At 59.7% G+C, this 19465-nt stretch carries 16 protein-coding genes and 1 pseudogene; 6 read left to right on the forward strand and 11 right to left on the reverse strand.

The features are described 5' to 3' along the window. Position 1: 1 nt before the first annotated feature. Together L6D81_RS10625 and L6D81_RS10630 are read right to left on the reverse strand one after the other, a co-directional pair. On the reverse strand, positions 2-853 hold the full coding sequence (locus tag L6D81_RS10625; RefSeq protein ID WP_236179012.1) for an STAS domain-containing protein: 852 nt from the start codon (positions 851-853) through the stop codon (positions 2-4). Positions 854-1092: 239 nt separating this feature from the next. After that, positions 1093-1614 carry a DUF4142 domain-containing protein gene (locus tag L6D81_RS10630; RefSeq protein ID WP_236179013.1) on the reverse strand — a complete coding sequence of 174 codons (522 nt, stop codon included), beginning with the start codon at positions 1612-1614 and terminating at the stop codon, positions 1093-1095. 205 nt (positions 1615-1819) lie between these two features. Here L6D81_RS10630 and L6D81_RS10635 point away from each other — a divergent pair, with 205 nt between their 5' ends. Next, positions 1820-2062 carry an HP1242/YdcH family protein gene (locus L6D81_RS10635; RefSeq protein ID WP_039768852.1) on the forward strand — a complete coding sequence of 81 codons (243 nt, stop codon included), beginning with the start codon at positions 1820-1822 and terminating at the stop codon, positions 2060-2062. Positions 2063-2171: 109 nt separating this feature from the next. Continuing rightward, positions 2172-2339 carry a hypothetical protein gene (locus tag L6D81_RS10640; RefSeq protein ID WP_236179014.1) on the forward strand — a complete coding sequence of 56 codons (168 nt, stop codon included), beginning with the start codon at positions 2172-2174 and terminating at the stop codon, positions 2337-2339. A gap of 46 nt (positions 2340-2385) precedes the next feature. Here the strand turns inward: L6D81_RS10640 and L6D81_RS10645 are convergent, their stop codons facing one another. From L6D81_RS10645 to L6D81_RS10660, 4 genes are all read right to left on the reverse strand, one after another. After that, on the reverse strand, positions 2386-3402 hold the full coding sequence (locus L6D81_RS10645) for an SMP-30/gluconolactonase/LRE family protein (RefSeq protein ID WP_236179654.1): 1017 nt from the start codon (positions 3400-3402) through the stop codon (positions 2386-2388). A gap of 56 nt (positions 3403-3458) precedes the next feature. After that, positions 3459-4604 (reverse strand): sterol desaturase family protein, encoded by a 1146-nt coding sequence (locus L6D81_RS10650; protein ID WP_236179015.1) that lies wholly within the window; start codon positions 4602-4604, stop codon positions 3459-3461. Between the two features lie 109 nt (positions 4605-4713). Further along, positions 4714-5577 carry a LysR family transcriptional regulator gene (locus L6D81_RS10655; protein WP_236179016.1) on the reverse strand — a complete coding sequence of 288 codons (864 nt, stop codon included), beginning with the start codon at positions 5575-5577 and terminating at the stop codon, positions 4714-4716. Between the two features lie 60 nt (positions 5578-5637). Beyond that, entirely contained in the window at positions 5638-7356 is a 1719-nt protein-coding gene (locus L6D81_RS10660; RefSeq protein WP_236179017.1) for a hydrogenase maturation protein, read from the reverse strand. 264 nt (positions 7357-7620) lie between these two features. Here L6D81_RS10660 and L6D81_RS10665 point away from each other — a divergent pair. Continuing rightward, a pseudogene (locus L6D81_RS10665) lies at positions 7621-7896 on the forward strand (microcin ABC transporter ATP-binding protein); the annotation flags it as partial. A 98-nt stretch (positions 7897-7994) separates the two neighbouring features. Here the strand turns inward: L6D81_RS10665 and L6D81_RS10670 are convergent. Together L6D81_RS10670 and L6D81_RS10675 are read right to left on the reverse strand one after the other, a co-directional pair. Next, on the reverse strand, positions 7995-8312 hold the full coding sequence (locus L6D81_RS10670; protein WP_007959502.1) for an SCP2 sterol-binding domain-containing protein: 318 nt from the start codon (positions 8310-8312) through the stop codon (positions 7995-7997). Positions 8313-8360: 48 nt separating this feature from the next. Next, positions 8361-9071, reverse strand: coding sequence for a histidine phosphatase family protein (locus L6D81_RS10675; protein WP_236179018.1), 711 nt, complete (start codon positions 9069-9071; stop codon positions 8361-8363). A gap of 206 nt (positions 9072-9277) precedes the next feature. Here L6D81_RS10675 and sohB point away from each other — a divergent pair, with 206 nt between their 5' ends. Then, entirely contained in the window at positions 9278-10300 is a 1023-nt protein-coding gene (gene sohB, locus L6D81_RS10680) for a protease SohB (RefSeq protein ID WP_236179019.1), read from the forward strand. A 194-nt stretch (positions 10301-10494) separates the two neighbouring features. Further along, positions 10495-15372: a dermonecrotic toxin domain-containing protein gene (locus L6D81_RS10685; protein WP_236179020.1), complete on the forward strand. Its 4878-nt coding sequence runs from the start codon at positions 10495-10497 to the stop codon at positions 15370-15372. Between the two features lie 43 nt (positions 15373-15415). On the opposite strand, the gene L6D81_RS10690 is transcribed toward L6D81_RS10685, so the two are convergent. Together L6D81_RS10690 and L6D81_RS10695 are read right to left on the reverse strand one after the other, a co-directional pair. After that, positions 15416-15910, reverse strand: coding sequence for a DUF934 domain-containing protein (locus L6D81_RS10690; RefSeq protein ID WP_236179021.1), 495 nt, complete (start codon positions 15908-15910; stop codon positions 15416-15418). Then, positions 15894-17552, reverse strand: coding sequence for a nitrite/sulfite reductase (locus L6D81_RS10695; RefSeq protein WP_236179022.1), 1659 nt, complete (start codon positions 17550-17552; stop codon positions 15894-15896). The genes L6D81_RS10690 and L6D81_RS10695 overlap by 17 nt, the downstream gene beginning before the upstream one ends. A gap of 526 nt (positions 17553-18078) precedes the next feature. Between L6D81_RS10695 and L6D81_RS10700 the strand changes: the two genes are divergently transcribed. After that, positions 18079-19152: an ABC transporter substrate-binding protein gene (locus L6D81_RS10700; protein ID WP_236179023.1), complete on the forward strand. Its 1074-nt coding sequence runs from the start codon at positions 18079-18081 to the stop codon at positions 19150-19152. 5 nt (positions 19153-19157) lie between these two features. Here L6D81_RS10700 and L6D81_RS10705 read toward each other — a convergent pair whose 3' ends face one another. After that, the gene (locus L6D81_RS10705) at positions 19158-19376 is read right to left on the reverse strand and encodes a DUF2970 domain-containing protein (protein ID WP_007959515.1); all 219 of its coding nucleotides are present in this window, start codon (positions 19374-19376) and stop codon (positions 19158-19160) included. Positions 19377-19465: the final 89 nt, after the last annotated feature.

Consider the following 19465-nt stretch of genomic DNA (forward strand, 5'->3'; position numbering starts at 1 on the left):
TTCAGACCGTCTTGCTGAGGGTGATGCCCAGACGGGTCAGGGCCAGCTTCAGTGCGTCGGCCAGATTGGCTTTGGTGACCACGCCTTGCAGGTCGAGGCCCAGATGCACGATGGTCTGGGCAATCTGCGGACGCACGCCGCTGATGATGCAGTCGGCGCCCATCAGACGGATCGCGGTCACGGTCTTGAGCAGGTGTTGGGCGACCAGCGTGTCGACGGTCGGCACGCCGGTGATGTCGATGATGGCGATTTCCGAGCCGGTGTCGACGATGCGTTGCAGCAGCGATTCCATGACCACTTGGGTGCGTTGTGAATCGAGGGTGCCGATCATCGGCAGTGCAAGCACGCCATCCCACAGCTTGACCACCGGGGTGGACAGCTCCAGCAATTCTTCCTGCTGGCGCTTGATCACTGCTTCACGGGATTTCTGGAACGTGCGAATGGTGTACAGACCGAAGGCATCGAACAGCTCGGAGACTTCCCACAGCTGTTCGGCGAGCAGAGCGGGCTGATCCTGATAATGGTTTTGCAGCAAGGCGAACAGCGGGCCCTTGAGCGAGAAAATGAAGCTGGCGGTCTGCTGCGAATCCTGACCGAGCTGGGCGCGGCTATGGGAGAGTTTTTCGAGGAACTGGCGCATGCCTTCCCAGCCCGGCGCGGCGATGTTGGTGCCGCTGTCGTTTTCCAGGCCACTGACCACCAGTTGCAGGAATTCGCCGGTCTGTTGGTGTATGTCGTGTTCTTTGAGGTTGCGGGTAGCGCCGGTGGTTTGAAGCCCGTTGATCCATTCGCCCAGCAGTTGAACCTGATTGTTTTTAATCGCATCGAGTGTGCTGTTCTGCAGTGCTGCCATGTGCCTGTTGCTCCATTGCGAATTGGGGGCCGGTTCTTCGGAAAATGACCGGCGCGAAGTGAATGACCCTGGCCGTTCGAAATAGTTGTTCGTTCCCGCGAGGATATTCTTGATCTGCCGCAAGCAACGCACCGGTAACTCTAGTCGGCGTGGCCGGGAGTGCTGTTTTGTGCCTGCAACAAAGCCCCAACGCAAAGAGGCCGCGTCCAATGGAGGCGGCCTCTTGGCGTACCTGGCGGTTACTTGCTGGGGTGTTTGGCCTGCAGCTCTTTGGCGGCGGCCAAGTGTTTTTCCAGACCCGGCAACATTTTCTGTGCAAAGGCTTTGAGTTCGGTGGCGCCTTTGACTTTGTCGTCGGTCACGGTGTTGGCTTGCTTCTTGAACAGCTCGATGGTGTCTTCGTGAGCCTTGACCTGATTGTTGGCATAGGCGGCATCGAAGGACTCATCGCGCATGTCGAGGATTTTCTCCTTGGCCTGCTTGATCAGCGTCGTGGTGTCCGGTACCTCGATGTCATTGGCCTTGGCAATTGTGGCCAGTTCATCGTTGGTCTTGCCATGGTCGGTGATCATCATGTTGGCGAACGCCTTGATATCGGCCGATTGGCTCTTCTCCAATGCCAGACGGCTGGTTTCGATTTCGGCGATGCCGCCGGCCGCTGCGTTATCGACGAAGTCGTTGTCGGTAGCGGCGAAGGCCGAGCCGATGCCCGTGCTCAGGGCGACAGCCAGAAAAAGGTGACGCAGTTTGAATCCGTCCATTGGTGTTTCTCCACGCAGGTTTTTGTGAGCGTTATTCAATGGAGGGAGTTCGCCGACCAAAGGTTTTATCGCATTTGCGAAAGGGCGACGAACGGACACCGCTGGTCTGACAGGTGGTCGACAGAAGTGGCCAACCGAGGCCATTCTGATACCTGGCCAGCGCAATCGGTCGCGTTGGCTGCCGATCAACTGACGGAGGTGTTCCATGCCGGTGACCCATGATCTGTTACAGGACTTGAAACTTACAAAGGAAGAGATCCAGCAACGACGCACCGCGGATCCACATCTGGATGCACTGATCAACAAGTATTCCCAGGCGGACGCTGAAGTCGTCAAGGCCGAGACGGCGACTTCGGATGCGCCCAGTGACGACACATTGAAGAAACTCAAAGAGAAACGCCTGCAGGTCAAAGACAAGATCGTCGAGCAGTTGCAGGCCCGATCCTGACCGTCAGTCGCGCCGCCGGCCTGCGGTGGTGAATTGACTGGAACGACAGCCCCGACCGGCACCTCGAATGTTCAGAGTCTTCATCCATCGATGCTCTGCGAGGTGCCTTATGAACAAGCCAAAGTTTCCCAGTGAAGAGCAGGGCGCATTTGACCCGGTTCCCACGCATCCCGAGCCGAACAGTCCGGCGCATACCGTGGGTAATCCTGAAGAACGCGAGAGCGAAGAAGTGCCGGAGGACGAAGACCCGGACAAGTTCGATCGATCCAGCAACTGACAATTCGCTATCGCTGGCAGGTCGACTCAATTCAAACTCCAAGGTCTTACTTCAGGGCGGCCTCCAACGGCATCCGTGCCATGTGCGTCGCCTTCAGCGAGCCGAAATACAACCAGTCGCCATACTCGCGCACCGTGGTGATCGGCGAGTAATTGCCGGCGCTGGCATCCTGCAGATTGGCAATCACCTTGCCGTCCAGATCCAGCCCCAGCACGAACCCGCGTTTCTCTACCGGTTTGGGCAGCACGGTCATCGCCCGCACGATCATTTTGCGTACGAACGGGTGTCCAGCGGTGCGGTCGAGCAGCGGATTGCGTGGCGTGTACAACGCTACCCAGAAGCGATCCCGACCATTGAACGCCAGGTTGTCCGGCAGCCCCGGCAGGTTGTCGATGAACAGATCGTGAGTGCCGGCCTTGGGCCCGGTCAGCCAATAGCGGCTGATGCGGTAGGCGCCGGTTTCGTTGACCAGCACATAGGCGTCCTCAGGGCCAAGGGTCACGCCGTTGGCGAACTCCAGCTTGTCCAGCAATACGCTGGTTTTTCCGGTCTGGAAGTCGTAACGCAGCAGGCGTCCGTCGCCGCCATGCTCGATGATCGCTTCGCCATCGTGGCCGTAACCCCAGCGACTGGAGGCATCGCTGAAGTAGGCGTAATGCCCGGACTTGTCGATGGCTACGTCATCGGTAAACCCGAACGGCAGGCCATTGGCTTCGGTGGTCAGCGCCACCAGTCGCCCCTGTGCGTCGAGAGACAACAAGCCCTTGACCGCGTCGGCGATCACCAGCAAACCGTTGGGATGTCGCGCCAGCCCCAGCGGCCGGCCGCCGGTATCGGCCAGCACCGTGCGCTGCTGGCCGTCGAGGCTGGTGCGCAGCAGACGTCCGTCGTGCAGGCCGGTGATCAGAAAGTCGTTTTCCAGCAGCAGTGCTTCCGGGCCTTCGATATCGCTCGGCCCGACCTGCGCCGCGCCCTTGAGTCGCTGGTTGTCAGCGTACTGGCCTTCGGTCAGCGAGGGCGCCGGTTGCGGCGTCCAGGCCACGGGCTCGACCTTGGTCGGCATCACCAGCAAAAAGGCCAGAAGCCCGACAACCGGCAGCAACACCAGATAACGCCATCTCACACGTGGGCTCCCGCGAGTGCCAAGTGCCGGGTGGCCATGTCGCGCAGGGCCAGCATCGACGTTGCCGATTCGCGCTCGATGCGACGTTTGAGCAGCAAGTGGTTGGCGATGCGCAGGCCGATGCCCTCGAACCGATAATCGAGGGTGCGCACGAACCGCGTGGCCGCGTTGTGGGTTGAACATTCATAGGTCAGCTGCAACGACAGACCCTGATCGCCCTGGGCCCGGGCGCACCAGCGCCGGCCGGGCAGGTACTCGGTGACCTCCCAGCGCAAATGCCCCTCGCGCCCACCGGCGTGGATGTCCTCGTCGAATCGCGCACCGGCATGCAACGCCCCGCTCGGGCCGTCGATCTTCAGCGAAGACGGATGCCACTCCGGCCAGCGACTGACGGTGGCGGCGTAGGCGAGGACGGCGATCGGATCACCGGCAATGTCGACTGTGTGCTGCATACGGGTCATGGGGGTTCTCGAGTCGGTCACATGGGCGGTTTCCGGCTCCCAGTAGAGGGTGCCGAACAGGTAGTCCATCAGCGGAAAAACGATATTGAAATTACGCTCCTGCATGCGCTCGCGACGGTGATGCAATTCGTGCAGACGGCGCATCTGGCGGATCCAGGGCAGGCGGGTCAGCGGGTTCTGCGGCGGCAGATGCTCGCAGGCGTGAAACACTTCATAAGTCAGGTAGCCGAACACCATGCAGCCACCGAACAGCCCGGCGACGTTGCTGTTGACCTGCGCGAACAGCCACCACAAGGGCAGGGTGATCGCCAGCGTGTGCAGCACGATCAGCCAGGCCGGAAACAGGATCACCCGCCAGTCGCGGGCGCCGTCGTAGGTCATGTGGCCGGGGGTGAAAAAGCTGTGATGATCGCCGGCATGCCGGGCGTAGAACATCCGCGCGAAGCTCTTTTTGTGGTGGCCGAGGTGGCGGTGCACCATGTACACGCCGAAATTGAAGAACAGCAAGGTCAGCGGCACGGTCAGCCATTCCAGCGGTTGCACCTGATGCACGCTGCTCCAGAACGCGCCGATGGCCAGCACGCCGAACAGCAGCACGAATGCGCCGTGCAGCCACGGGTTGTAGCGGGGATGGATCGCCGCCCGGTAGCGGCTGCGAAAAGCCTCGGTGGTCTGCCTCACTGCGCTCACCTGCAGATATTGTTGTTATCCCGGCAGCGTAGCCGATCCCGCCGTTTGTGCAGCGGCAACCTTCAGGTCACAAGTGCCATGCTCCGGTGTATGGCGGGCGTCAGCTCAACGGGTTCCAGCGCTGCGACCAGTCGTCATCGGCCCGGATCACCTCGCGCAGCAGATCGAACGCCTGTTGCAGGATTGCCGAATCGCGGTCGCGGGAGTAGACGAGGTAGGTCGGGTAGCCGAATTCCGGGGCTTTGGTCACCGGCTCGAGCGCGCCGCTTTCCAGATAGGTGCGCACGACCCGGGTACGGAAATAACCGCTGCCGCCGTTCTCCAGGATGTATTGCAGGGCCAGCGGGCCGAGGTTGAAACTCAGGGCAGCCTTGGCCTTTTCCGGCAGCGCGGCGTCGTGCTGGCGGCGGAAATCCGGGCCCCAGTCGATGTAGACGTAGGGTGAAGGGCGGCCGGGCGTGGTCACCAGGATCAGTTTCTCCTCCAGCACCTGCTCGACCTGCAGCCCCGGCCAGTATTCCGGCTGATAGACCAGTGCTGCATCGAGCACCCCCAGTTCGAGCTGGCGCAGCAGGTTTTCGCCGTCGCGGATGTCCATGCGCAGGGCGTGACCGGGGATTTTCTCGCGCAGTTCGGCAGCCCAACTGAGCATCAGCGGGTTGCACAGGCTGACCTCGCCGCCGATGTGCAGCACGTTGTGATAGCCCTCGGGCAAGGGCAGATCGCGCCTCGCCGCTTCCCAGGTCTGCACCAGCTGATTGGCGTAGACCACAAAGGCCTCACCGTTGGCGGTCAGCCGCGCACCGGCCCGGTTGCGCACGAACAGCGTGCTGCCCAACTGGCTTTCGAGTTTCTGGACCCGGGCGGTAATCGCCGTTTGCGTGACGAACAGTTTCTCGGCCGCCGCGGCGAGACTGCCGTGGCGGACGATTTCCAGAAAGGTGCGGGCGAGGTCGATGTCCATGGGCGGGCCGGTGTCTGAGGTGCCCGCATTGTAAGGGTAGCCTCGGGACCGCGTCATTGTTCAATCAGCCACTGCGACTTCACGCACCCGAGCCCAATCCTCCACCAACCGCGCCGGCGTGCAGCAGGTCTTGCGCTTGTACACGAAGTTGCGGCACTTCTCGGCGAACTGATTGCGGTTGTACAGCATGTCTTCCTGCATCTCTTGCAGCTCGGCCTCACGGCATTGGCGGATCAGCACATGATCGACCCGCAGCTTGCGTTCGCGCACCGGCGCATAAGTCGGATCGCTCAGCACGCTGTTGGCCCGTTGCAGCAGCCATAGCGAGAACTCGTCCGGGCAGCGCGGGCCGATTTCCTGGACCATGCCCAGTTGCAGCGCCTGCGCAGCGCTGACCGGCAGACAGGCCTGGGTCAGTTGTTCGGCCATGGCCGGGCCGACGGCACGGGGCAAGCTGTAGGTCCAGTATTCCGAGCCGTACAGGCCCATGCTTTTGTAGTGCGGGTTGAGCACGATGTCGGCGCGGGCAAGCACGATATCGGCGGCCAGCGCCAGCATCACACCGCCGGCGCCGGCATTGCCGGTGACCCCGCTGACCACCAGTTGCCGTGCGCTGAGCAATTCTTCACATACGTCATCGATGGCCTGGATATTGGCCCAGGCTTCGGCGCCCGGATCTCCGGCGGCCTGAATCACGTTCAGATGCACGCCATTGGAAAAACTGCCGCGTCCACCCTTGATCAACAACACCTGAGTGTCGCGGGATTTGGCCCAGCGCAGCGCCTCGACCATGCGCCGGCATTGCTCGGTGCTCATGGCGCCGTTGTAGAACTCCAGTGTCAGTTCGCCGACCTGTCCGGATTCACGATAACGGATCGGTTGATACGGTTCGTCGCTGAACGGCGCGTTGGCAATCGACCAGTCCAGCACCGGCACGTGCGCCAGTTGCCCCGCCAGCACATGCCGCGCCGGACGCTTGAAGGTTTCCTCGCCCGGTTGCGGTTTGCGTCGCAGCGAGCCGATCCACAGGCTGTGATCACCGGTCGCCACCAACACCGCGTCGTCGTGCACCGCGAGAATTTCGCCGGGCATGCCGGTGCGCTGATCGAGGTGTGCGTCGTACAGGTAATACTGCCCGCCGGCGAGGCTGGCCAGTACGCCGGGCTGACCGTCCGCCGCATCGATGCAGCGCTTGATGAAGCGCGAGCAGTCGTGCCAGCTGAAGGTGCGGTCGTCCTGTTTCATGTTTGGCTGCAAACGCCCGCGCACTTTCGGATCGTTGTAATCCAGCGCTACCGGCACGAAGCCGTCGATGAATTTCTCCACCACTTCACGGATACAACGGATCGCCGCATCACTGACCCGGCCGTTGTACAGCTCGGATTTGCGCAAGCCTGTCGGCAGGTTGAATTCGCAGGTGGCCCAGACCGGGCCGGCGTCCATTTCTTCCACTGCTTGCAGGGCCGTCACGCCCCAGGACGGCAGCTCGCGCATGATGGCCCAGTCCAGTGCGCTGGCACCGCGATCACCGACGATGCCCGGATGGATGATCACCACCGGACGTTGCGGGTTGCTCCACAGTGCATGGGGAACGCGGTCCTTGAGGAACGGGCAGATCACCAGGTCAGCGCCGCTGTTTTCGATCTGTTCGCACACGGCGGATTCGTCGGTGAACAGCACCACGCTGGGCGAGTGCCCGGCCTGACGCAGTTCCAGCCACGCGCGCTGGGTCAGGCCGTTGAACGCCGACGACAAAAGAATGATGTTGAGTGATCGCATGATTGCTCGTCCTTGAAAGGTCAGCCGCAGGCTCCCGTGAGCCTTCCGTGGCTATCGATGGAGGCGCAAGGTTAGAGACTGACGTGGCCGGCGCCACTGATCGAGATCAACGTTGTGTCAGCCAATGTTGCCGTGGCGACGAGGTGCCTTATTCTCGAATGTATCGCTGATACTGATTTTTTATTACTTCAAATGTATCCGGCGCTACAGCCCAGTCGCATCCCTGATCATGGCGTCGACGTCAACTTCAAGGGCGGCACAGGGGTGTTTCAGGACCCGTTCGGCAGCCTCACCCCGCGCTTGTGCGTGCAGCAGATCATTACCGAGGGTTTGCAGGTGCACAGTGACTTGAGTGCGCAAGCGCGAGCAGGCGCTGATTGATGTATCGAAGGAAGTCGGGCTCGACCCGGCGACGCGCCATTGTTATTCCCACGGGTTTTCCGGCGGGTAACGGCGTTGGTTCTGAAGCCGGATCTGATTCTGCTCGATGAGCCAACCTCGGCGCTGGATCGTACGGTGCAGGCGAGGTTGAGCGGCTTGGGCACTGAGCGACCCGATCTTTTCAAATCTTAAAAAAAAATCCCGTTACAAGTACGGGATTTTTTTCAGACAGGCTCCGCAATATCGGAGCCGCGGTCTTACGCAGGGAACAGCTCGGACAGTTTCATCGACAGCATCATGTCGCCTTCAACGCGCAGCTTGCCGCCCATGAAAGCCTGCATGCCGTCGGTTTCGCCGCTGACGATACCTTTGAGGGTTTCGCTGTCCAGCACCAGCGTGCAGTTGGCATCCGGGTTTTCACCTTCCTGGATGTCGCAGGTGCCGTCTTTGACGATCAGGGCGTATTGCTTGTCTTCGTCAGTGATGTTGAAACCGAAGACCAGATCCAGACCGGCAGCGGCGGCTGGGTTGAACTTGGCTTGCATTGCTTTTACGGCATCAGCTACGGAGGTCATGGTTCGATCCTTTTTGGTTGATTACAGCAGGGTCACAGTAATCCGGACTCAGCGAAACGTGATGAGTTCCGGGGCCTTCAGCAGCTGCAGGTGTGCATGACTGTTGAAGGAAGCCAGCGCCACCTCGCGACCGCGGAACTTCAGCTGGTTGAGCGAGGTGTTGACGATTTGCCAGTTCAGTTCAAAGGCCTGCCGGGCAGGCATTTGAGTGATGAGGTGGAGCAGGGCGGTGATCGTGCCACCGGAGGTGAACACCGCGATTTTCTGGGTGTTGTCGGCTTGTTCGAGGATTCGGTGCAGCCCGGCCTGGACCCGCTCGACGAAACCCAGCCAGCTTTCCAGGCCAGGTGTGTCGTAAGTGCCGGCCAGCCAGCGTTCGATGATCAAGGCGAAGATGCGCTGGAACTCGCCACGGTTTTGCGCAGCGTTGCGCAGGATGTCCAGGGCTTCGGGCTCTTCCGGCAACATGGCCGGGAGCAGGGCGCGGATCACGGCGTCGGCATCGAACTCGTTGAAGGCCGAATCGATCTCCAGAGCGGGAACCGGCAGGCCGACCGCAGCGAACTGTTCCAGCGCGCTGTTGGCCGTATGTTGCTGGCGACGCAAGTCGCCCGACAGGCAGCGGTCGAAGCTGATTCCGAGTTCGGCGAGGTGGCGGCCGAGGATTTCTGCCTGGCGTACACCGGTCGGCGACAGGACGTCATAGTCGTCTGCACCGAAGGAGGCCTGGCCATGTCGAATCAAGTAGATGCTGCCCACGTCCGCGTCATCCCGGTACGTTGAAGGTTGTGGCGAGGTTATGGGGATGACGGTGAGCTGTCAATGAAAAAACATACGCTTGTTTGAAATGCCCGTTCCAGCCTTGTTGCCAGAGGTTTCACGGCTGGCCGACGGACTGGTGCATGGGTATGCTGGAGCCAATTCCCGCGTGTGTTCACGACCACGCATCGTTTGAAGGAGTGACTGTGGAGTTTTTGACTGAATACGCCAGTTTTCTGGCCAAGACCGTAACGCTGGTCATCGCCATTCTGGTGGTGCTGGCCAGTTTTGCTGCGTTGCGCAGCAAGGGCCGGCGCAAATCCGCGGGCCAGTTGCAGGTCAGCAAGCTCAACGATTTCTATAAAGGCCTGCGTGAACGCCTGGAGCAGACCCTGCTCGACAAGGATCAGCTCAAGGCCTTGCGCAAGGGCCAGGCCAAATCCGAGAAGAAACAGAAGAAGAAACCCGACGCGAAACCACGTGTGTTTGTGCTGGACTTCGACGGCGACATCAAGGCCTCGGCCACCGAAAGCCTGCGCCACGAAATCACCGCGCTGCTGACCCTGGCCACACCGAAAGACGAAGTGGTCCTGCGTCTGGAAAGCGGCGGCGGCATGGTACACAGCTACGGTCTGGCTTCGTCGCAACTGGCACGCGTTCGTGAAGCCGGTGTGCCGTTGACAGTGTGCATCGACAAGGTCGCGGCCAGCGGCGGCTACATGATGGCCTGCATCGGCGAGAAGATCATCAGTGCGCCGTTCGCCATCCTCGGTTCGATTGGTGTGGTGGCGCAGTTGCCCAACGTCAACCGCCTGCTGAAAAAGCATGACATCGATTTTGAAGTGCTGACCGCTGGCGAGTACAAACGCACGCTGACCGTCTTCGGTGAAAACACCGAGAAAGGCCGGGAGAAATTCCAGGAAGACCTGGACATCACCCACCAGCTGTTCAAGAACTTCGTCGCCCGTTATCGCCCACAGTTGGCAATCGACGAGGTCGCCACCGGTGAGGTCTGGCTGGGCATCGCAGCACTGGACAAGCAACTGGTCGATGAACTCAAGACCAGTGACGAATACCTGGCCGAGCGCGCCAAACAGTCCGAGGTTTATCATCTGCATTACGCCGAGCGCAAAAGTCTGCAGGAACGCATCGGCATGGCGGCCAGCGGTTCGGTGGATCGTGTTTTGCTGAACTGGTGGAGCCGCTTGACCCAGCAACGCTTCTGGTAGGCATTGCGCACGCTCGTGGGGTTTTCATCCCGCGAGCGTGCTGCATTTTTCATCCGCGGACAGTGCGGTATATAGATGTATTAAACTTTGATAATTTTGATTTTTTGGGTGGGGAAACCATCAACTAATCGTACTGTATTGAACGACATTTCGACTTTATTCTGATTGTCCACTTCAGGAAAAAGTTGTTAAACATGGATGTTGAAAGAACCAAGTCAAGTTTGCCCGTCATGACACCGGCTCAACAGGGTGTCTTCTTTGGGTTGTATAAAAAACAGATGCCTTCCTGGTTGCTTAAAGCTTCAGAGCCTGCCCGGAATGAACTCTATGAAAGTCTGAAAAACAGTTTCAGGTCGCGTCATTTCGCGCTGGAGCAACTGCGCACGTTGAAATCCCCGCACAGCTTCTGCACGCCACTGCTGGCCAGTGCGATGGCTGAGAAACTGGGCGAGCCCTTTGAAGTTGAAGGGGCCATTTTTCAGCATGTGCGTTCTACATCAAGCTTGCTGGGGCTGCACAGGAAACTGGTGTTGCCGATTGATCGGGACCTGCTGACGGCAGCTTGCGAAAACTTCGAACTGTCTGAAACCCTGGCCAGTAATTATCACGAGAGGTCTCTTTTATACATTCCGAAACGGGTGACGGGGCGCGCCAATCAGGTATTAACGATGCAACCTCACGAGTTTGCCAGGTTGTGTCGCTATCTTGACCTTGGTAAACAATATCAAAAACATGTTGAAGCGCTTTTTGGTGGCGACGATCAAGTCGCAAGTTTGCAGGAAACCTCTGTAGCGTATTCAAAAGATCAGTTTGATGTGGATCGGCATATCGCCCGGCTGCGCGGCCACATCAGTCTCGAAGTCTTCCAGATGCTCGAGTCGGTGCGAGACAAGGCATCGCTGATCAAGCTTGGTAACAACGCACTCGGATATCAAAATCTCGAGATGCTCGGCGTGACACTCAGAGGTCCCATGTTCATCGGCCCGGTCAGCGAGCATGCGGACGACGATTATCGTTGCGTAATCTATATCCCTGGCGATCCTGTTCACCCATTGAAAGAATACGTGTCGTTTCAGAATTTCGAATTCGAGTTGAGCGGGCGCTTGCGCAATCCCGAATTTCGCAATTTTTTCTTGCGCTTCATTTCGATGAAGGATCGTTCGCTGTTCCTCACCGGGCTGGATTTACGGCTGTTGAAAGCCCGATCGGGTCAACTCCCCGTATCTGCAACTTATCTGCATCTGACAGGCATCGATCTTGAAGGCGATGCAAAACAGGACCTGTTTCTGGCGATTTTTCAACACCGTGCGGCGCAGGTCAGGGCTGACACTCGTCTTCTGGTGGTGCCCACGGATGACGAAGACGAAAAAACCCGGCTGGCGCGGCTGGATACGTATAAGGCCATTGGGCTGAATACGGCGCTGTTCGTTATTTCCTTCGTACCGCTTTTGGGGCAAGTCATGTGTGCCGTCGCCGGTCTGCAGTTGCTTGGCGAGATCTACGAAGGTATCGACAGTTGGGCCCATGGCGACCAGGAGCATGCCGCTGACTGTCTGTTCGATACTCTCGAAAATCTGATTCTCATGGCGGGTTTTGCTGCCGGCGGGGTTGCCGCAGGCAAGGCTTATCGAGTGGTACGCTCGTCGAATTTCATTAAGGGCCTGCGCCGTGTACGGGTCGATGCGCGGTCGTATCGGCTATGGAATCCGGACATGAGCGCTTATCGTCAGCACAAGTCTCTGCCGAGCAGTCTGTCTACCGACGCGCAAGGTCTGGTCTGGCGTGGAAACGAAGGCTATGTGTCCCTGGGCCCTGACGCTTACGCGGTACGTCCGGTGAGTGGCACACGTCTATGGGAGGTACACAATCCCGTTTTACCCAAACGTTATTCCCCCGTGCTTGAGACCAATGGAGCGGGTGCCTGGCGGCACGATTCGGAACTGCCTCACGAATGGAGTGCGTTGACGCTGTTCCGTCGTCTGGGATTTCAGGAAGCGAAGATTCCGGATGCTCGCGCCCTGCAGATCATCGCGGCCAGCAATATCGACGAGACCGCCATGCGCCAGCTATTTGTCGAACGCGGCAAGCCAATGGCGGCCCTGACGGATACGGTCAGACGTTTTCGCGCGGATGCCGAAGTCACGGCGTTCATGAAGCAGATGGCTGCTCCTGCCACTGCGCCGCAGGCCGATGCGGATCTGCAGTTGTACTTGCTGACGGAGACAGCGCGCTGGCCGCGGGACATGGCGATTGTCGTGACGGACATCACCGCTAACGAAGTGATGCGCTATGGCGGAACCAAGGGTGCCCGCGAGGTGAAAATCAATGAAGACCTGCTGAGCAACGGGCAGTTTTACCCACCGCTGCTGGCAGCACTGAACGACGGTGAACGTTCACACTTGCTGGGCTCGACCACCGTGGAACCGAAGAATCAAAGCGCGCTGCTTGGCAAACATATTGCCGCCCTGGCGCCGCGCATGCGCATGGCGATGATGGACCGGTTGTTTCGGCGCACCGATGTCTGCGAGTTATCCAGGGGGGAGCCTATCATCAAGGCATTCCCCGGGCTGTCGGCCAGTGTCGCTGACGAGTTGGCCTATCATGCCGACGCGCATGAATGGGAGCAGCTTGATGCCGATACCGTTCCGCTGCGTCTGGCGGAAGAGGCGCGGCGCTATCGGCAGATCCAGCGCCTGAACCGGGCATACGAGGGCTTGTACCTGGACGCGGCGAGCGGCCGTGATGCGGATATGCTGGTGCTCGATACGTTGACGCGTTTGCCTGGCTGGCCCGGCGATGTGTTGATCGAGATACTTGATTGGGCTGTGTATGCCGATCAGCGAGCCATTGCAGGTCCCGATGGCGCCGAGCATCAGGTATTGCTCGAAGCGTATGCCGAACGCTATCAGGGTCTGGATTCAAGTAGTCATGTCGTTTCCAGCCAACCTGAACGTACGCGGGCGAATTTCTTCCAGACCTTGTGGCAAAGCCTTCCTGAACACGCGCGCAAAGCCCTCGGCGTTGATGCGGATCCGGACGGAACGGGCTTGAGAGCAAAAATCACCGCGTTGGCACTGCAACGACGCGAGGCATTCGCAAAAGTGCTGGGTGTCGAGGCTTTGCGCGACGACTATCGATCGCCGATGGGGCTGGCGGATCGACAGGCCGAGCAACACGTCGCGTACGCCATGCCCGTTCAAGGTTTGGTGCCAAACAAATCGCCAGTGCTGATTCGACGCGCTCTCGAACTCTACCCCTCGCCCTCAATGCAGATTGATCGATTTGTTTCGACACTGAACGTTGACGATGTATTGGCCATCAGAACCCTTGAGGTCATGCGAGAGGAATACCGGACAATCCTGGGGACGCTGGAACGCTGGATTCAGCGCGATACCTGGTACCACGATCGCGAAGGCGTGAGGCTCAAGGTGTCGTCCCGCAGTAAAAACCGGGCGGCACAGGCCATTCTGCGAGCGTGGCGCAAGGAAACCCGTACGCCGGGACATTCCGCTGAGGGGCTTTACAGCCTGACCTTCGATGCGGCGCCACTGGGTGACCTTCCCGTGATCATTGGTGACTTCGCGCATGTGACGGCATTGCGCATGAATGGCGTAGGTGCCAGCGCCGGGTTAAATGCCTTCCTGCGCAACTTTACCCGTTTGCGAGTGCTGGATCTGTCTGGCAACGAGCTGACGCGCATTCCCCAGGCGGTTGCGGACATGCCGGGTCTCACGGGGCTTGATCTGAGCAACAACCAGATTCTCTTGAACGAACAATCTGCACAGGCGCTTGGCAGCAAAGCGCATTTGCGTTCACTGGACCTGAGCCTGAACAAGGCGTTGGGTCAGGTACCCGTGGTCAGTGCGATGCGCAACTTGCGCCATCTGGACCTGCACGACACGGGCATCACTCAGTGGCCGGCGGGTATCGATGGGCTGACTCACCTGGAAACCCTGGATCTGCGCAACAACAAAATCGTGGAAGTTCCGGCGTCCGTGTTCAAGTCGCGTGCAGTGCTCAATCGTGGCACCCACATTGATGGCAATCCGTTGTCCGCGAACAGCCTGCAGGCCATTGCCGATTATCAGCGAGCGCAAGGTATCAGCCTGGGGGTCATCACTCCCGAATACCTCGCCGCGCAGCGGCCGGAGCCTGATGTGCAAGGTGGTGGCTGGATCAGAGGTCTGTCTTCCGTGCAGATAAGTCGGGCAACCGAAGTCTTGTTGTCGCTGTCGGCCAATCCAGGCTCACGGGCATTTTTCGACATGCTCATGCAATTGCGGGGGACGGCTGACTATTTCCGTGTCCGCGCTCAGCTTGGCCAGCGGGTCTGGGATGTGCTGGAGGCCGCCTGTGAAGACGATCGGCTGCGTCGCGTGCTCTTTCGCATGGCCAGAGAAGGGCGCGCGAGTGCCGCCAATGTGTCCTTGCTGTTCAGCGACCTGGAGGTCAGGGTGCTGTGTTACAGGGCCGCGGCGGTCGCGCGTACCGGTAGTGCGACGCTTGAGGGCGATCTTGTTCGTCTGTTGCGCGGATTGTTTCGATTGCAGGAACTGGAAAGCCAGGTCGTGCGGGAAAACGCGCGTCGCGCCCGGACAGAGTCGTTGAGCCTGATCCAGGCGCAGGATATCAGTCTGATTTACCGGGTACGACTGGCAGGACGTCTGCAACTGCCTGCGCAACCCACCGAGCTGAATGTGCGGCTGGATGCCGAGGTCACCGACGAGCAGATCGACAAGGCGTATCTGGAGGTGGTCAAGGCCGAAAACTCCTCGCGATTGTCCGACTCGATCAGTCGGCAGGAATTCTGGGCCGAGTATTTGTTGACGAGTCGTCGGGATGCGTTCGCCGAGATTCTGGATCGCAGTGCACGGGCTTTTGCCCTGTTGGAGTCGCAGGTCAGTCTGTCTCGCGAAGCCGCCGCACAGCAAATGACGACAATCCACGACAACTTCAGAAATGAAAGCCTGGAGTTACGCAAGCAACTGACCGATGCGGCACTGGCACGCCATCCGGGGCTGCCCTTGCCGGTTACGTCAGGGCCTAACAGATTGGGAATGAAGTCGGTCTGAACAAGGAGCGCCGGCCCCTTCGACAAGGGGCCGGGGCAGGCGGTCAGCGGCGACGGAACAGCGGCAGCGGTTCGTCAGTGGCGGCCTGATAGGTCACCGAGAAGTCCTTGAGGCTTTCCAGCGCAGCGTACGGGTCTTTGTCCGCGCGCAAGGCAAAGGCATCGAAACCGCAACGACGCATATAGAACAACTGGTCACGCAACACGTCGCCAATTGCCCGTAATTCGCCTTTGAAACCGTAACGGTCACGCAGCAGGCGGGCGTTGGAGTAATTGCGGCCGTCGGTGAACGCCGGGAAGTTCAGGGCAATCACCTGGAACTCATTGACGTCGTCACCGATTTCCTCGGCTTCTTCGTCGGCATCCAGCCATACACCCAGACCGCCGTCGCGGGCCTTGAGCATGCGGGCGTGTTCACGCCACAGCTGCAGGGGGACGATCAGATCGTCGCAGTTGCTGATTTCGTCGATATTGAAATCCTTGGGCAGCAGGTGCCAGGTTTCGTCGACAACCTCGTTGTTCTTAATGATTCGCTGCATAGACGCGTTCCTTGAAGAGGTCGATGCCAATACGCTGGTAGGTGTCGATGAAACGCTCGTCTTCGGTGCGTTGTTCCACGTACACGTCGATCAGCTTGGAGATCACATCCGGCATGTCTTCCTGGGCGAAAGAAGGGCCGAGGATCTTGCCCAGGCTGGCGTCACGGCTGGCGCTGCCGCCGAGGGAGACCTGGTAGAACTCTTCACCTTTCTTGTCCACACCCAGAATGCCGATGTGGCCGACGTGGTGGTGACCGCAGGCGTTCATGCAACCGGAGATGTTCAGGTCCAGTTCACCGATGTCGAACAGGTAGTCCAGGTCGTCGAAACGGCGCTGGATCGATTCGGCGATCGGGATCGACTTGGCGTTGGCCAGGGAGCAGAAATCACCGCCAGGGCAGCAGATGATGTCGGTCAGCAGGCCGATGTTCGGCGTCGCAAAACCTTGCTCGCGCAACTCGCCCCACAGGGTGAACAACTGGCTCTGCTCGACGTCGGCCAGAATGATGTTCTGCTCGTGGGAGGTGCGCAATTGACCGAAGCTGTAGCGGTCGGCCAGGTCGGCGACGGCGTCGAGCTGCTTGTCGGTGATGTCGCCCGGTGCAACGCCGGTCGGCTTCAGGGACAGGGTCACGGCCACGTAGCCCGGTATCTTGTGCGCCAGGGTGTTGCGGGTGCGCCAGCGGGCGAAGCCCGGATGCTCTTTGTCGAGGGCGGCCAGTTCGGCGGTCTGGTTTTCCAGCGCCTTGTAGTCCGGGTCGACGAAGTGCTTGGCGACGCGATGGACTTCGGCTTCGGTCAGGGTGGTCTGGCCGCCGCGCAGGTGTTCCATTTCGGCATCGACTTTCTGGGCAAAGACTTCGGGAGTCAGCGCCTTGACGAGGATCTTGATCCGCGCCTTGTATTTGTTGTCACGACGACCGTAGCGGTTGTAGACCCGCAGAATCGCGTCGAGGTAGCTCAGCAGGTCCTGCCATGGCAGGAATTCGTTGATGAAGGCGCCAACCACCGGGGTACGTCCCAGACCGCCGCCGACCAGCACGCGGAAGCCGAGTTCGCCAGCGGCGTTGTGCACCGGCTCAAGGCCGATGTCGTGGACTTCGATGGCCGCACGGTCGGAGGTCGAGCCGTTGACAGCGATCTTGAATTTGCGCGGCAGGTAGGCGAATTCCGGGTGGAAGGTTGTCCACTGACGAACGATTTCGCACCACGGACGCGGGTCGATCAGCTCATCGAACGCAACACCGGCGAACTGGTCGGTGGTGACGTTGCGCAGGCAGTTGCCGCTGGTCTGGATCGCGTGCATCTGCACGGTGGCCAGTTCGGCGAGGATGTCCGGGATGTCTTCGACCGCCGGCCAGTTGAACTGCACGTTCTGGCGGGTACTGATGTGGGCGTAGCCCTTGTCATAGTCGCGGGCGATCTTGGCCATCATGCGCACCTGACGCGAGGTCAGTTGGCCGTAAGGCACCGCCACTCGCAACATCGGCGCGAAACGCTGGATGTACAGGCCATTTTGCAGGCGCAGGGGGCGGAATTCTTCTTCGCTCAGCTCACCTGCCAGATAGCGTCGGGTCTGATCACGGAACTGCTTGACGCGGTCCTCGATGATCCGCTGATCGTACTCGTCGTATACGTACATATAAGTCCTGTTCTCAGGCTTTGGGCTACTCGGAAAACGCTGCGTTTTCGCTTGCTGGAGTCCGATGGTGCCTCGGCAATTACGCGCGCACGGCCGCGCACTCCCTAGTGGAGCCGGGGCAATATACCCGTTTGCAGTTATGCGCAAAAGTGATGTTTGAGTATATGTAAAGAACCAAATCGCCTAACGAGAATGACTGTCAGCTAACCCACATTTGTCGTGCGGACAATCATCGTCTTAACTGTGGTCGAGTCTTTCTGCAATCACCGATAAAACCGACAAGAGGCGATGCAATGAGCAACCCAACCAAAGCAAGGAAAAGCGATAGCAGCGTCGATGCCTGGGCGATTCTGTTCCTGATCATTCTGGTCGTTGGAACGGCGGTGTTCTGGGTCAGCCATCAGTAAAACGACTCTTCCGGGCCCCGCTTGCGACGATTGTCGGACAAAAGGCGGGATCAAGCGCCAATGGCCAGGTGATCAGTGGCTATAATGCGCGGCCATTTTTCCTTGGGCCCGGATGATTCATGTTCAAGTTTTTCCAACTCAGCCTGCTCCTGTGCGGCGCGGTTTTCGGTACCTGCGCGCGTGCGGAGTCGGTGCTGTTCCTGAACCCGGGCTCGACCCAGGAAACGTTCTGGCTCAGCTACTCGCAGTTCATGCAGGCCGCCGCCCGGGATCTGGGCGTGGACCTGCGCATCCTCTACGCCCAGCGCCAGCCCGAACTGACCCTGGCGCAGGCGCGACTGGCCCTGCAGGGGCCAGATCGCCCGGATTATCTGGTGTTCGTCAACGAGCAGTACGTGGCGCCGCAGATCCTGCGCATGGCCAATGGCAGCGGCGTGAAGCTCTTTATCGTCAACTCGGCACTCACGCCCAACCAAGAGGCGCTGATGGCAGATCGCGCCGATCGCATCGGCAGCCTGGTGCCCAACGATGAAGAGGGCGGCTATCTGATGATGAAGGAATTGATTCGTTTGCATCCAGCCGTGGCGCCCGGTGAAAGCATTGATCTGCTGGCCTTCTCCGGTCTGAAAATCACGCCTTCGGCGCAGTTGCGCGAAAAGGGCATGCTGCGAGCGCTGGCCGAGCACCCTCAGGTGCGTTTGCGACAACTGGTCTACGGTGGCTGGACGCAGCAACGGGCCTACGAGCAGGCCAGGCAATTGCTGGCCCGCTATCCCAACGTTTCGTTGGTGTGGGCGGCCAACGATGAAATGGCCTTCGGTGCGATGCGCGCCGTTTCGGAAGTCGGGAAGGTGCCGGGCAAGGACGTGCTGTTCAGCGCGGTCAACACCTCGCCTGAAGCTTTGCAGGCGGTAGTCGACGGGCGCCTGAGCGCGTTGCTCGGCGGCCATTTCACTCTGGGCGGCTGGGCGCTTGTCGAGCTGCATGATCACGCGCAAGGCGTCGATCTGGATCAGTATGGCGGTCGTGACCGGCAGATTCCGTTGTTGCAACTGATCGACAGGGACCATGCCCGCCGAATCCTTGCCATGGGCGCTTCGCCGAACTACGGCGTGCACTTTCGCAAGTTCTCGGCGAAGGGGCGTCCGGTCTCGTACCGCTACCCGTTCAATCTGCAGACCCTGATGCACTGACGCCGTCAGACGCCCGCCAGGTGCACCACCAGTTGCACGATGCCGAACAGCGTCAGGGCGAACACCGCCGTGAACGCGATGCCCAGAAAGATGAAGTGGCTGGGCTTGCCGTGGGTGAAGTCCCTTGCCCGGTTCTTGCCGCTCTGCACCCCGAACGCCGCCGCCATGACGCTGTGCAGCATCTGCCAGAAGGTCGGTGGCTTGTTGTCGACTGGATCGTCCATAAATCCCTCGTCTGCCGTGTGTGTCAGACAAGCATAGTCAACCCATAAAAAAAGATCGCAGGCTGCGGGGCAGGCTGCGATCTTTAGCT

This window comes from Pseudomonas sputi (assembly GCF_021603585.1).
In the GTDB taxonomy this organism is placed as follows: Bacteria; Pseudomonadota; Gammaproteobacteria; order Pseudomonadales; family Pseudomonadaceae; genus Aquipseudomonas; species Aquipseudomonas sputi.